The organism is Psychrobacter sp. Arc29 (genome assembly GCF_041431175.1).
In the GTDB taxonomy this organism is placed as follows: domain Bacteria; phylum Pseudomonadota; class Gammaproteobacteria; order Pseudomonadales; family Moraxellaceae; genus Psychrobacter.
Window position 1 is genome coordinate 1 of the sequence record NZ_JASMRR010000012.1, and the last position, 14,939, is coordinate 14,939.

Annotated in this window: 10 protein-coding genes and 1 pseudogene; 1 reads left to right on the forward strand and 10 read right to left on the reverse strand. The window is 41.4% G+C overall.

Features of this window, described 5'->3' with window-relative positions:
• The first annotated feature begins 705 nt into the window (after positions 1-705).
• On the forward strand, positions 706-1,557 hold the full coding sequence (locus tag QO189_RS13180) for a thymidylate synthase (protein ID WP_371533081.1): 852 nt from the start codon (positions 706-708) through the stop codon (positions 1,555-1,557).
• Positions 1,558-1,728: 171 nt separating this feature from the next.
• Here the strand turns inward: QO189_RS13180 and QO189_RS13185 are convergent, their stop codons facing one another.
• From QO189_RS13185 to urtB, 10 genes and pseudogenes are all read right to left on the reverse strand, one after another.
• Positions 1,729-2,235 (reverse strand): hypothetical protein, encoded by a 507-nt coding sequence (locus QO189_RS13185; RefSeq protein WP_371533082.1) that lies wholly within the window; start codon positions 2,233-2,235, stop codon positions 1,729-1,731.
• Positions 2,232-4,340: a site-specific integrase gene (locus tag QO189_RS13190; protein ID WP_371533083.1), complete on the reverse strand. Its 2,109-nt coding sequence runs from the start codon at positions 4,338-4,340 to the stop codon at positions 2,232-2,234. The genes QO189_RS13185 and QO189_RS13190 overlap by 4 nt, the downstream gene beginning before the upstream one ends.
• Positions 4,340-7,195: a tyrosine-type recombinase/integrase gene (locus tag QO189_RS13195; RefSeq protein ID WP_371533084.1), complete on the reverse strand. Its 2,856-nt coding sequence runs from the start codon at positions 7,193-7,195 to the stop codon at positions 4,340-4,342. Before QO189_RS13195 ends, QO189_RS13190 begins: the two co-directional genes overlap by 1 nt.
• Positions 7,192-8,427 carry a tyrosine-type recombinase/integrase gene (locus QO189_RS13200; RefSeq protein WP_102092489.1) on the reverse strand — a complete coding sequence of 412 codons (1,236 nt, stop codon included), beginning with the start codon at positions 8,425-8,427 and terminating at the stop codon, positions 7,192-7,194. The genes QO189_RS13195 and QO189_RS13200 overlap by 4 nt, the downstream gene beginning before the upstream one ends.
• A 99-nt stretch (positions 8,428-8,526) precedes the next feature.
• Positions 8,527-9,156 (reverse strand): annotated as a pseudogene (thyA, locus tag QO189_RS13205) (thymidylate synthase); the annotation flags it as partial.
• Between the two features lie 153 nt (positions 9,157-9,309).
• A complete protein-coding gene (lgt, locus tag QO189_RS13210) occupies positions 9,310-10,194 on the reverse strand; it encodes a prolipoprotein diacylglyceryl transferase (RefSeq protein ID WP_075106443.1) in 885 nt (294 codons plus the stop codon).
• Positions 10,195-10,500: 306 nt separating this feature from the next.
• Entirely contained in the window at positions 10,501-11,199 is a 699-nt protein-coding gene (gene urtE / locus QO189_RS13215; RefSeq protein WP_371533085.1) for an urea ABC transporter ATP-binding subunit UrtE, read from the reverse strand.
• 118 nt (positions 11,200-11,317) lie between these two features.
• Positions 11,318-12,127 carry an urea ABC transporter ATP-binding protein UrtD gene (gene urtD / locus QO189_RS13220; protein ID WP_371533126.1) on the reverse strand — a complete coding sequence of 270 codons (810 nt, stop codon included), beginning with the start codon at positions 12,125-12,127 and terminating at the stop codon, positions 11,318-11,320.
• Positions 12,128-12,162: 35 nt separating this feature from the next.
• Positions 12,163-13,233 carry an urea ABC transporter permease subunit UrtC gene (urtC, locus tag QO189_RS13225; protein WP_371533086.1) on the reverse strand — a complete coding sequence of 357 codons (1,071 nt, stop codon included), beginning with the start codon at positions 13,231-13,233 and terminating at the stop codon, positions 12,163-12,165.
• A 10-nt stretch (positions 13,234-13,243) separates the two neighbouring features.
• Positions 13,244-14,839, reverse strand: coding sequence for an urea ABC transporter permease subunit UrtB (gene urtB / locus QO189_RS13230; protein WP_371533127.1), 1,596 nt, complete (start codon positions 14,837-14,839; stop codon positions 13,244-13,246).
• Positions 14,840-14,939 lie beyond the last annotated feature (100 nt).

Sequence of the window (14,939 nt, forward strand, 5' to 3'; positions counted from 1 at the left end):
TTACACAGAATCTGGGATGGTCTCTTCAAGTCCTCACTAGCGCACCGATCATAGATAGAATATCTATGGTAAGTACATCATGAAGTACACTGTGGCTATCTCAGCAAGTTGAAACCTTAATACCATTAGCTCACAGCCAAAGATTCAAGTCCTCACTAGGGAACCGAACTTATTCAATCAGTTCGGCAATTACCACCTCATTAATTATTGGGTTGGTCCGTTATAGAGGTATCGAACTAGCAGCTATCTCTCAGATTGTTGAGTCTCCAATAATTCCACTGTAGTTTATTAAGGCGTTACTTTCTATTAAATAAATCATAGGCTTTTATCTTCTTAGCGACAATCCTGCACCCATTTTCATAATAATCGACAAGTACGAAGCTATCAACAGTATCGGCATTACACTTTGGACAATGGTAAGCACCTAACTTCCAGTCATCTTTTTCGACCACTACAAGCCGACTGTTTCCATAAAAGTATCTTATAGCAAATGATGTTAGATAGAAGGATTCGGTTTCATTGGCTCCATTGGGGCATAGTCTGTTGATAAGTTATTAAGACAATCAGTTGTTACGAACAGGTTTGTACAATTGAACCTTGAAACTTTATAATGCTCAATGAAATCAAAAGGTAAAATGTATTGTCCACGCAGATCAACAAAAATCACCTTTTGAGCTAAGTTTGTAGTCTAACTAAGGTTATTGAATGAAACAGTATCTAGATTTATGTCAACGTATAGTTGATGAGGGTGTATGGGTAGAGAATGAACGAACTGGAAAACGTTGCTTAACCGTTATTAATGCTGATTTAGACTACAACGTAGGAGCTAATGAGTTTCCCTTAGTAACTACTCGAAAGAGTTATTGGAAAGCAGCTATCGCAGAGTTGTTGGGATATCTACGTGGTTATGATAGCGCAGATCAGTTTCGAGCTATTGGATGTAATACATGGAACGCCAATGCCAATGAAAATGCAGCCTGGCTAGCTAATCCTTATCGTAAAGGTAAGGATGATATGGGCCGAGTTTATGGTGTACAGGGACGAAGATGGCGTAATTCAGTAGGAGAGGAGTTTGACCAACTTCGTAAGATTTATAATAACTTGCGAAACGGTATTGATGATCGAGGTGAAATTCTAACCTTCTACAATCCAGGTGAGTTTCATATGGGATGTTTACGTCCTTGTATGCATACTCATACATTTTCGTTGCTAGGTGGAAAGCTTTATTTGACTTCATCACAACGTTCATGTGATGTACCATTAGGTCAAAATTTTAATCAGATTCAAGTGTTTACCTTACTAGCTCTCATGGCTCAAATTACGGGCCACGAGGCTGGAAAAGCTTATCATAAGATCGTAAATGCACATATTTATGAAGATCAATTAGAATTAATGCGTGACGTGCAATTAAAACGCGAACCTTATCCGTCACCTAAGCTTCATATTAACCCTGAAATTAAGTCTCTCGAAGATATTGAAACATGGGTAACATTGGATGACTTTAAAGTTGAAGGATACCAGTATCATGAGTCTATTGCCTATCCATTCTCAGTTTGATATAAGCATAAAGTGAAAGCTGAGAAGGTTGATAAACTTTTATTAGGCATGAAGTATTAATATATGTGATTTGTACTATGGGATATATGCTTATTAGCTAAGCTCTCGCTAGCTTTTAAGCAAGAGGAAATCAAGATTATGCTCTTTATAGCATAGATGATTTTTGACAGACTAGTGCATAAGCTGTTTCGATCTTGCATCTTCTAAGGCTAACATTTTTCTCAATTTCTTAATTTCTTGTTCAGCTTCTGATAGTGACCTTTTGTCTGTGTCAGATAGTGTTTTATAGTAATCTCGTGACTCTCTCATTTTTTGTAACCGTTTGTCTGAGTGCTCAGCGACCCTTTTTATATCTTGATATTCATTAAACCAGTAGATAACCTCACTTTGTGCTCGACTTAGCTTTGCTTCTAGCGCATTTTTTACATTGGCAGTGCTTAAACGTACTTGTTCTTTACGTGATTTCTCTTCGGTTTTCCGAGAGTCTCTGATCTGTTTAAGCTCTTGGACAGGCCAAACGCGGTTTGAGATGGTATTCCGATGAATACCAGTCATTTCTGAAAGTTGTGCTACAGTGGCTTTCAACCTCTTGTTGCCTTTAATGTCTGATAATGCCTTTTCCAATAGCAATGTGTTTGCATCATAGTCATCGCTATTCTTTTGATCATAAGCATTCATAGTTCAACTTCCTCACCAAGATTTTCCAGTACCATTCTGGCTTCGTTCATTGCTGCTAGAACTTGCTCACGATTGTGCGAATATTCTGGTTTATTGAGATTAAGCTTGTTTAACGTATAAACTTCACGCCATTTAGGGGCATGTTTAGTAGTTACGACGGCTTGTTTGCATCGAGCTGGGTTGCAACGTAGTGAACCAATACATGGTAGGCTTGAGTCATATTCTTCTGCTCTATTACCATAGCAAATCCCTTGGCCCATATATACTATGGCAACACCTTGATCTACCATAGCCTCATATACTTCCTCTTCCGTGTAGCCTTCAGCCATATATCCGCTAAACGTCTTAATTAGACCTTTTTTATGCTCATTCGCTTTACCACCATAATACGTGCCATTTGGATTATGGGCTGTTTTAATAGCCTCTAATTCAGCTGCTCGGCGCAATGATTTCTTATCACCTTTTCGGTTCCCATCTTTTGACAGCATTTCACCTATATCACCATACCCTAGCGTTACTAATGAAGTAGACCCAGCAGAGGTATAGTTAGAGACGCTATCCACAAAATGCTTCAATTGAAACGATATTAGAGGTAGTCCTACTTCAGCCTTGAATAGTTGATATGTTAAGGTGTGTCTTAACATATATGGATTGAACTTTAGTTCTTTAGCAATTTTTTCGCCTAATAGTTGGTTAATAAAATTATTCATTTGATACACAATACCAGTACTATTCATTGACTGAGGGGAATTGCCAGGTTCAACAGTATCTACACTAGAAATTAAGTAGGGCGACGCCTTAATTTTTGAAATATACGAAGCTGCCAACACTGCATCCTTAACAATTGGTATAGCTACCCATCTATCGTCAAACAAACCTGTACTAACTTCATCTTTATGTTTTTTGACCGTACTTTCAATTAGCCAAACGGCATCACTTTGAATCAAGCACGAACAATTCTGCACTCTTACTTCTGATAGTTCAGATGGTCTCATACCTGTATACTGACCTACTAAATACGTGCAGGCATACGCTACGAGATTAACGTATTTCCTAAGGTTATCTGCTTTATAACCGCGTTCTCTCAATTTTTCACGTAAAGTTGACCCAGCCATAACTTTAGAATCTTTATTTAGCATCCAATCATAAGGCTCGATTACATTCATAACAAAATTTGAAGAATAATTTTTGGTTCTTAATCGCATAGCAATGTACCCATGTAGAGTTTCATGCGTAACACGTTCTTGACTAGCCCATGATAAATATTCGCTCGTATTGAAACGTTCTAAAGAGTTGACATCTGATATTTTTTTTCCGTCTCCTATAGCGTTTAAAAAATCTACTACAATAAAAGATGCAGTCTTTGATAAAGATTCAAAGACCAAGTCTGGTAACACTTGATCTTTCTTTTTTTTATCAACATTCGCTACTCTCTTCCATTTCAGGCTATCTAACTCTACATGAGCAATAGGCTTTCCAAATACATACTTAACAGAAGCTGGGCTGCGTAAGTATTTAAAAAATCTATCTAAATCTGCACCTTTTACACGATTATAGTTTTTAGCCGCTATGGGGTACAGTTCGGGTGTTATATCGGATAATGTTTTAATCTTTGTCTGAACAAACTCATAACCTAGTTCATGAGATGCTTGTTTGAATAGTTCATTGATAAATGTTAAACCACTTTCAAAAGTTGTAATCAAGGAGTTGGCTTTTAATATTTTTTTTGATCGGCTTTTACCCTCGTTTTTCTGCAGCTTGAAGATGGAACTATTGAGCAAAGCCAACTCGAATATAATTTTCATTTCTATCAAAACAAATGCCGGAATCGCTGTATATTTTGAAAAATTGATTCGTAGCTTTGCACCTTGAACATTTCTTGCAGCATTAGGATAATCTTTATTAAAGTTCCAAACGCTATCAGAAAACTTTGATAGTGTTGATATGGGTTTGTCCATAAGAGAAGTTATATACTCTATATCAAATGTGTGCTTATGCTGAAGGCACTCATTCCTCTGATCCGTAATAGGATTTAAAGCTTGCAAAACATAGGAACGATGTTTTACAAAAGCGGTCAACACGTCTAATTTTCTTTCATAGTCCATCAAATTACCCCATCAACTAGTGTAGTGGTTTCAATGTACTCTGCTAAACGCTGTCCATTCTCTAGATCCTCTAAGGAAAAGTCAGACAATGTTGGGTCTGTAATACCTTTTATTAGTTCCATATTTTCCAAAATGACATGTCCATAGGGGGTGTCCATAACGCGAGTATGCTCTGTCAAAAGCGTGTAGTCACGCTTCATTGCAAAGATTTCAGGAAGGTTTTTGGCCGTAATAATGACATTGTCACAACCTAAACACTTATTATATTGTGAGCATGGAGTACCAGGAATATAGGATGAAAGGTTCTTTACAAAATCTGGAGGATCAAAAATATTCCTGCATTCTGCTAAAGGGGTATGGAAGGTTATTGCTAATTCGTTAGTATCTCTAGTTTGTACTTTTTGAGTTTGTCTATTCAAAGTAGATTGATGTATTTCTTTTAGTTTATCGTTTATCTTTACTCTACTTATCGTATTGAAGTCATAAGAGTCTATATAACCAATAGTCGTTTGAATTGAGGAGTGCCCTAACATGAGCTGAATTTCGCGTAAAGCTACTCCATTGTCTAACATTTCACTAACAAAAGTTGGTCTAAACCTGCTTATTGTAAGAGTTAACGGCTCTCCTGCGTCGTCCTTCAAATTATACTTCTCAACAAATCTGGATAAGCTATTGCCTAAGGTACTTGCGTTTCCTTCTTTACTTCCTGATATAGGAGAAACTTTTCCATATTTTTTTGGACTATTCGATTGCCAAATGAATAATCTGTCTTTGAATGTATCATCTTCAATATGTGGTCGAAAGCTACAGGTTAATTGATTTAATTCTTCGAAAATCATTTTTATAGACTTCGCTTGACTCGATGTAAGCCAAGTTAATTGTGCATTGAAAAGATCCAGAGGGTATTCCTTGTAGCCATCAGAGCGCTCTTTCCAATATCTAAGACAAGGTCGTGATGTTGCTGGATGAGATTCTAGATAATCGTCTACGTTGAGAGAAAGTAAAGAATCTGCATTTAATCCTGTAATTTGGGCTAGCCTTAAAAGGTAGGGTATGAGTATATCTATATGTAACATCGGGGTAACACCCCATTCATCATATATCCCGCTCAAACCTTTGTCTGAACGGGCAATAATTCTCAAGAAAGATTTTTCGATAGGGGACTCTGCTGTATGGTAATGGATTGGCTTACACCCCAAGGGGTTTTCAAACAGCCATCGCGCATTATCTAGTGTAGAAAGGCCTTTTACTACAAAACCTTTTTCATTCAAAGGATTTTTACCTATACCCGTTTTTTCGTATGGTATAAGAGCTGCTTTAGACTGACACAATCCTTTTTCGATAGCATCTAATACCTGAATCCGCTCGTTCGTTGTAAATGGCTTTTTCGCGTCTGTTTCTCTACTTACAGCAAAGCCATTTATATCGAAAAAGCTATACTCCAGATCCCGTACTTGGGTCAGCCTACACAGTGTTCTGCGTACTGAACTCAAAAGTGTATTTGCATGATGACTTGATATTTCTTTACTTATTATCTTTTTCTCTAAATATTTTCGATATCTAGATAGGAGATGCTCATCAAAAACTGTGACAATTTTTAAAGGTGAATTACCATATAGTTCAGATAAGAAATCTATAAAGGAATTACTCGCAATTCTATAGTTACTCTTGCCTGATTCTGAAGAGACAATTTTACTAGTACAGGCAAACAGTTGCTCAACCTGAATAAAAGGTTCTAGTTTTGAAGGAAAGAAGAAATTATCAGCAGCATGTAACTCTCTTGTGGCCAGTCTATGAAAACGTTCTATCTGACTTTCACTATGATTTTTTCTATTTATGTTCGCTTCGCTTGTTCTTTTAGCAACGCTTTTATAATTTGGATCAATAATTCCAAGTTTTTCAAGATCTTTGTGAATGAAGTCCCAAGCATCTTTAACAGCATTAAAGTATAAGGAAGATATTTTTATAGGAAATTGTCCCAATGGCATTTTCCCAACTGAAATCTTATTACCAAAAATAGGTAATGTATGCTTTTCTTTTTTAGATAACTGTCTGTACCAATTCAGTAGCTTCCTTCTGCTTTCGATGCCAGCAGCTTCATAGCTCCCATCTGGTATTACTAGAATCCCTTCTTTGATCATCTTTTCGATCAAAGGGTTCGTAAGCTCTCTGTATTTATATGCCATAGGGTATGAAATTCCTACTGCATTTTGTATATATTTTACGGAGACACTAAAACCTAAAAGGTTCTTAGCCTTGCTAATGGGTATTTCCCACAGTGTTTCTACATCTGTGACTGTTCTTGATACCCACTCTAAGATAGCAGATGCTTCGTCTCTAATAGGACGCTTTCTTGACTCGACTTTATTAAAACCGGCACTTATAATTCCCAGTCTACAGAGATCTTCATGAATCTCATCGATTGTTTTTGCTACCAATTCATATTGAGTTGCTAAAACATTCCAGTAGTCCTGCTCGTGTCCTATTGATTTGAAGCAAACGTTGTTTATAGATTTAGTCAAACGAGGAAGGTTTTTCTTATCACTAAAACTTAAATTGCTATACCAATATAATATTCTCTGTCGAGTTATATTCTCTCTACTAGAAGCTCCTTTTACGACAACCTTCATCTCAGCCATTTTCTCTATCAATGGAACGGTGAGGTGCTTTCGTCTATCAGCTTCATTGACCGTAATAGATGTCTCTTTCGCTAAAAATTTAGATGTGATATTGACGCCCCAAGGATCCTTGAAATGGCTGCTAAGTGGTAAGGATAAGAGTTGGTTTGGACTCTTTAATAAGCCCTCTACCCATGTACTTACCAATTGATCAGTGGCTATTCCGTCCTTTTTCATTTGATGTCCTTAATGCCAATTTTCAATTGTGTCTGTTCAGATAAGCGCCTCATCTTCTCAGCTCTAGTTAGTAAGTCCCCATTCTCATCACAAATAGTATTATAAATTTCCTGAGGAATGCTGGTATACATTTGGGTAGTACTGAGGTGGTTATGACCTAAGTTTTTTTGTACGATAACGAGCCGATCTAGGTAGTCGGATCCTAGGTCATTTGATTGCAATATTGCATAGGCATTACCATGCCGTAGCTTGTGAGGAGAGATTATTCTATCGAGGCGACCTTTCTTTATTGCACGTTTGCTGATACGTTCAAGTAACTCGTTTATCGCTTTACGTGTATAAGGAGTGCCTTTAGCATTAAAAAATGCTGGGGTTTCATCTGGATTTACATATTTGCGAGCATGTTTTTTGTAAAGCGGAGACGCATGATATTTCTGTATACGTTTAATGGTTGCCGAACTAACTAACGTCCATCGTGGTTTGATTTGATTTCCACGCCCCTTGCTACCTTTTATGGCTAAAGGTACGTAGTCTGCATGAATAGGTTGATCGGACTCTACTGAAATGAACTTTTCAGAGTTAAAGTTGACAGTATCTCTAAAATCTTTAAGAGTAACCCTGATCAGCTCCGAACGCCTCACGCCAGAGTCATATAAAAACTGAAGTATTACTCGTTCTCGTTCTAATCGAGTAGATTGAATCAATATGAAAAGATCATCAAGAGTGCATGAAGTAATTGGTGTACGCTTTGGTAATTTTGAAAAGTATCCATTACTATATGGATTATCCTCTCTAAGCGGCTGACGGTCTTCTGTGCGACTGCAGAGGAAATGAAGGAAAGCGTATATTGCTCCATCACGATTTCTAATAGTAGCTGAACTTCTATGTTCTTCAACACTTAAGAAAGTACAGTATTCCTGAATTACATACCCTGGAACTGTAATGAAGACCTCATCAGTTTCATTATCGCTATAGTCTGGACGACTACGGATATACTTTAAGAAGTAAGTTAGGTTTTTGCCATATGTATTTGCTGTTTCATGAGCAATCTTTTCGTGCTTGAATTGATATGATAGATACTCAGAGATAAGAGGGAGGATTTTACCACTATCATCAAATACACCAACCCCATTCACTTTGACTTTCTGATCCAGTAATAGGTCTGGTATTTCATTAGTTAAATAAGATTTTGATAGGTCTAACTCTCTATTGGAGCAAATCTTAATATCCATAATACAGGCCAAAGTAATACATAGATTAAATTGTATATCATATTATGCATGGCCTGATGTTCACTATAAGTATAGAGGAATGAGATGTTCCTAGGCTGCTAATAATTCATACTGTGAATTATCATTATAGGGGAATAATAGGAAAAGATCAGCCGAACGTTGATATAGCTGACAGGACAACTTACCGTCTGCGACGAAAAACTGAAACAGCGTATGACACGGCGGTAGTGCCACTTGCTCTGCTTCGCCCGGATTCCAGCCTGATACAATCAAGCGGCGCGAGTTGGGGTTGGTTTTGATTTGCTCAACGACCTGTGCGATTTGATCGACACCATCATCGTTATAGCTGCCGTCCGCGCCTTTACTTGCACCATAGTTACGCCACTGATGACCATATACTGGACCTAAGTCGCCCGCAGGACGATTGAAGCGTGCGGTTTGCTCCGCTGTCGCCCATTCATTCCAGATACGTACGCCATTGTCTTGCAAATACTGAACGTGGGTGCTGCCACTCAAAAACCATAATAGCTCATAGGCGATGGATTTGAAGTGAACTTTTTTTGTCGTCAATAATGGAAAACCTGCTGCTAAGTCAAAACGCAGCTGCGCGCCAAAATGACTCAGCGTACCCGTACCCGTGCGATCGCCTTTTTCAGTACCATTGTCTAAGACGTGGCGTAGCAAATCAAGATACGCTTGCTCGTTGTTACTTTGGGTGCCATTGCTCATAAAAGTGCTCTTTAATTACTGCTGACAGCGTCCACAGATTAGGCTAATAATCCATATAGACTCTATCATTGTTAAAAGTATTGCTAGGGTAGGCGTTATGAGGCGTACCCTCTTATTCAAGTGATTAATCGTTCTATCGGTAAGGTGAGACCCTTAGTAAGCGGCGTGCTTACCCCAATCGTAGATGCCACGCTTATAGGCGTAACCGATCAAGAACAGACCAATAATAATCATCGGTGTGCTCAATATCTGACCTTTGGTCACCCAGCCTAACAAAATAAACCCTTGGTCAACGTCTGGCTGACGGAAGAACTCAATGATGAAGCGGCTCAAGCCATAGCCCAGCATAAAGACACCAGTCACTGCCATACGCGGACGAGGTTTTGATGAATACCACCAAAGGAATAAAAATAGCAGCAGACCTTCGGCAAAGGCTTCATACAGTTGTGATGGGTGACGAGGCAATAAATACTGACCATTGACCTCAGTCATCACCTCTTGTAGCTCAGGATTGGCCTGTAGTTGCTGCATATCAAAGCCAGCCGCTTGGGGAAAGTAGGTGAGCCAATTGTAGCCACCATCAGAGACACGGCCCCATAACTCGCCGTTGATATAGTTACCGATACGACCAAACAACAAGCCCGTCGGTACGCAAGGCACGATAAAATCGAGCACTTGAAACGGGGTCTTTTTATATTTGCGAGCAAAATATAGCATGCCCAGCATGACACCGATCAGGCCACCATGGAATGACATGCCGCCTTCCCAGACCTTGAAGAGGTAGGCTGGGTTTTGTAGCAACTCACCAAATTGATAAAACAATACGTAACCGACACGACCACCCAAGATGACGCCCAGTGCACCAAAGAACACGAGATCTGAGACCATATCTGTCGTCCAGCCTTCACGCTTGGTGCTGCGATACCATGCCAGACCGTAAGCGGCAGCAAACGCCAGTAAATACATCAGTCCATACCAATGGACTTCGACAGGCCCAAGTGCCAAGGCGACAGGATCGTACTGAGGATGAATCATCATAAGAGTGTCATAATATTGATAATAAAGTGCTGACTATAATAGCAAATTTCGTGCGCCCAGCATACATAATTGCTCCAACCCAATCAGAGGTTATTGGCAATTTAAGTTTTTGAGGTAGTGCAGAATGTCTAGGCTGAGAGCTAAAAAAGCTAAAAAGTGAGATAAAAAATTGACTTTAATTGGGGTGGGTTTTCATGATGATATATAGTCTTGGTAGCTAACAATTTAAGATAAAAATGTGATCTCTATCGTTTTTAATTGGTCACTACCAAGTGCTCATAAATAAATGCAGTTAAGTAAATGCAGCTAGATAGCCACCAGTTCTTGTACTTTGTTATCGATCATCGTATCACCTGCACCTTGTGAGACGACCTTACCACGTAATAATACGGTGTAGTTGTCAGCCAGCTCTTCAGCAAATTCATAGAACTGCTCGACCAACACAATCGCCATATCCCCTTTGTCAGCCAAGTCCCGAAGCACACGGCCAATATCTTTGATGATAGAGGGCTGTATACCTTCGGTTGGCTCATCCAAAATAAGGACAGTTGGCTCGGAGGCTAGCGCGCGCGCAATGGCAAGCTGCTGCTGCTGGCCACCAGACAAATCACCACCGCGGCGATGTTTCATCTCATCAAGCACTGGAAAAATATCATATAAATGCTTGGGTATTTGTTTGGCTTTAGCGCGTGAAAACTTTGCCATACCAATCAAGATATTTTCTTCTACCGTTAGTGTCGAGAATATATCGCGACCTTGCGGCACATAAGCCAAACCTGCTCGCACGCGCTGCTCGGGGGAGAGTTTGCTGATGTCTTGGTCATTGAGCAAAATTTGTCCTGATTTGATCGGTAATATCCCCATCAGGCATTTGAGTAACGTGGTTTTGCCCACGCCATTACGCCCAAGTACCACGCTGCACGCACCGACAGGCGCTGTGAACGAGACATCTCGTAAAATATGACTGCCGCCATAATATTGATTGATGCCATTGACTTGTAACATGACGGTCTCCTAATCTTTCAATAATTTTTAATATTTGCATGGTTTCGCATTTGCATAGCTTGGCATTTGCATAGCTTCGCGGTTTATGGGCTGGCAATGTATTGAGCCAGTGCGCCAATTATCGGCCTAAATAAGACTCAATCACCGCTTCATTGGCTTGCACTTCAGCCAAGGTGCCTTCGGCCAATATCGACCCTTGGGCTAATACAGTGACTTTTTCACTAATGGCATCAATAAAAGTCATGTCATGTTCGACCACCACTAAGGTATGGTTCTTTTTTAGGCGCAGGCATAGCTCGGCCGTATGCTCGGTTTCGGCATCCGTCATACCGGCTACAGGCTCATCGAGCAAGATCAGTTTGGGACTCTGCATAAGGAGCATGCCAATCTCTAGCCACTGTTTTTGACCATGAGAGAGCAGGCCAGCTGGCTTATTGATTCTGTCAGTCAGGCGGATTTGCTCAAGGGTGGCATCGAGGGTATCGCGAGTATCGGCATCGAGTTTGTTAAACAAGCTTTTGACCACACGTTTGTCTTTTGGCGCGGCAAGTAGCAAATTGTCCATGACGGTGAAGTTTTCGAACACGGTGGGTTTTTGAAACTTACGCCCGATACCTGCTTCAGCGATTTCTTCGGTAGATAGACTGGCAAGATTATGCGTCTGACCAAAAAATACACTGCCTTCGGTAGGGCGAGTTTTACCAGTGATGACATCCATCAGCGTGGTTTTGCCAGCGCCATTGGGGCCGATAATACAGCGCAGCTCGCCTTCCTCAATATAGAGCGACAGATTGTTGAGTGCGCGAAACGAATCAAACCAAACGCTCACTTCTTCTAGATATAGCGCAATGCCATGGCTAAAATCGACGCCTGCTGGCTTTGGGTGGCTGCGACCCGTACCACCATGAGTACGCCCATACTCATGGATCGACTGCTCAGATGGTGTTGATTTATCAGTTAGCATTACTGTTTCTCCTTTTTGAAGCGATCGAACAAGCCCATGATGCCATTAGGCAAAAATAAGGTGACTACAACGAATAGCCCGCCCAATATCAATAGCCAAAACTCAGGGTAGGCGACCGTAAAGTAGGTTTTTACTGCGTTCACCACACCCGTTCCCAAAATCGCGCCAATTAAGCTTCCTCTACCACCAGTCGCTACCCAAACGGCCATCTCGATTGAGTTCACAGGGTTCATCTCACTTGGATTGATAATACCGACTTGCGGTACATAGAGCGCACCTGCGATACCAGCAATGACAGCGGACAACACCCAAGCGGATAGCTTGTACCATAAGGTTCGATAACCCAAATACTGCAAGCGGTTCTCGCTATCGCGAATCGCGCCCAATACGCGTCCATAAGGCTGATTCATCAGATGACGTAGACCCATGTAAGACACCAACAGCGCTAAAGCAGTGACAAAACACAGCACCGCACGGGTTGAGGCAGCAGTAATGTCATAACCTAAGAGGGTAGTGAAACCAGTGAAACCATTATTGCCACCAAAGCCTGTCTCGTTACGAAAGAATAGCAGGGCGGCGGCATAAACCATGGCCTGAGTAATGATAGAAAAATAAACACCTTTGATTTTTGAGCGGAAAGCAAAGAAGCCAAAGATAAAGGCAATCACACCTGGCACCAAAACCACCAATGCCATCGCCCACCAAAAATGCTGTGTACCGGCCCAATACCATGGCATCTCAGTCCAGCTCAAGAAACGCATAAAGTCAGGCAGGCCATCGCCAGCAGTCTCACGCGTTAAGTACATGCCAAACGCATAACCACCCAGCGCAAAATACAAGCCATGCCCTAAGCTTAAGATGCCAGCATAGCCCCAGACGAGATCGAGTGCCAATGCCACCATAGCCAGTGCCATGATTTTGCCAATCAGGGTAATCCAGTAGGCGGATAGGTGAAAGGGTGACGTCTCTGGCATAAGGTGTAGCCAAGGCAGTATCAGTAGTACGGCAAAACATAACCCAATTAAAACAGCACTACGCGGCGTATCAGACAGTAATTTGGTCAGTATCATAGGGTTCTCCTTATTCGACAAAGCGGCCTTTGAGGGCAAATAAACCTTGTGGCCGCTTCTGAATAAACAGAATCACAAGAACCAACAACACAATCTTGGCCAATACTGCACCAATGCCAATCTCAAGCACCGTACCACTAACGCCAAGTCCCAAGGCGGCCAATACCGCGCCCCATACTTGTCCAACCCCGCCAACGACGACGACCAAAAACGTATCAATAATATACGTCTGACCCAGATCAGGGCCGACGTTGCCCACTTGAGCCAGCGCGCAACCAGCCATACCAGCCAGTCCAGAGCCCAAACCAAATGCCATCATATCGATGCGCGCAGAAGGGATACCGACGGCGCGTGCCATTTGACGGTTTTGAGTGACGGCTCGTATAAATAATCCAAAGCGAGTTTTGTTGAGTAAGTACACCAGTAGCGCCACGATGATGACCGTAAACACGATGATGGCGATACGGTTATAAGGCAGTACCAAACTTGATGACACTTGATACGCACCGCTAAGCCACGCCACATTACTGACCTCAACGTTTTGCGCGCCAAAAATCATCCGTACCAATTGCATTAAGATTAGACTGACGCCAAATGTTGCCAATAACGTCTCTAGTTCACGACCGTATAACGGACGAATCACAATGCGCTCAATAATCATACCGATGATGGCACTGACTAAAAACGCAGCTGGAATAGCAGCAAGCAAATACCAGCCCGCCATATTCGGCAGATAAGCTTGGAAGAAATTTTGCACCATATAAGTGGTATACGCACCAATCATAATCAGCTCACCATGCGCCATATTAATGACACCAAGTAAGCCAAAGGTAATCGCGAGACCAAGCGCTGCGAGCAATAAAATGCTGGCTGTACTCATGCCAGTGAAAATATGACCTGTCCATGTGCTTATTTCAATACGGCGTGCCACGCTATCTCTGGCATCGATAAGTGCCGCTTCAAGCGTGGGGTCCAAGCTGTCAGATGCAAGGGCAGATTCAAGATCAACCAATACCTGCGGATTATCGCTATCAGCAAGTAGGTTCACAGCGGCAATCTGAGTGGGCAAATCGCCATTTTTGAAATCAATACGAGCCTGTAGAGCCGTTAGTGCTTTTTGAACGTTGGTGTCGTCCTCATTTGCGGCAGCGGCTGTAATAATGGCTGGATCGACTTGGTCAATATTATCAGCCAAAATATCCACCGCTTGCAGACGCTGTGCTGGCTTGTCAGACTCCAGTTTTACCTTCGCTTGTCCAAAAATAAGCGCGGATCGTAGGGCATTGGTCAGGGTGATTTGTGATAGATCACTTGGCCAATCGGTCGTTTCTTTTTTATCAGGATACGTAAATAGTTGATCTTCTGCGTTGAGTAAATAAGTCTGTCCGCCGTTGCCTTGATATAGTTCATCATTGGCAATCAACTCAACAAAACTGTCCAAACTCTCAATCGACCCTGGCCAATCGCTTAGCATGGCTTGGCGCTTACTAAAATCGCCCGCCACAAATTGTTGAATGGCATCGCCTGATGCGGCAGTTGAGGCTTGTGTAGGCGTAGTCAATGATTGCTCATTATTGGTGCGTAGCGTGTCACTACCATCGGTCATCGACTCTGAGGTGACAATGGCGATATTTGCCGATTGGGAGTCGTTATCAGCATGGGCAGTGGCGGATATAAATAATGCAATCAAGGCAAGTAACCGTAGT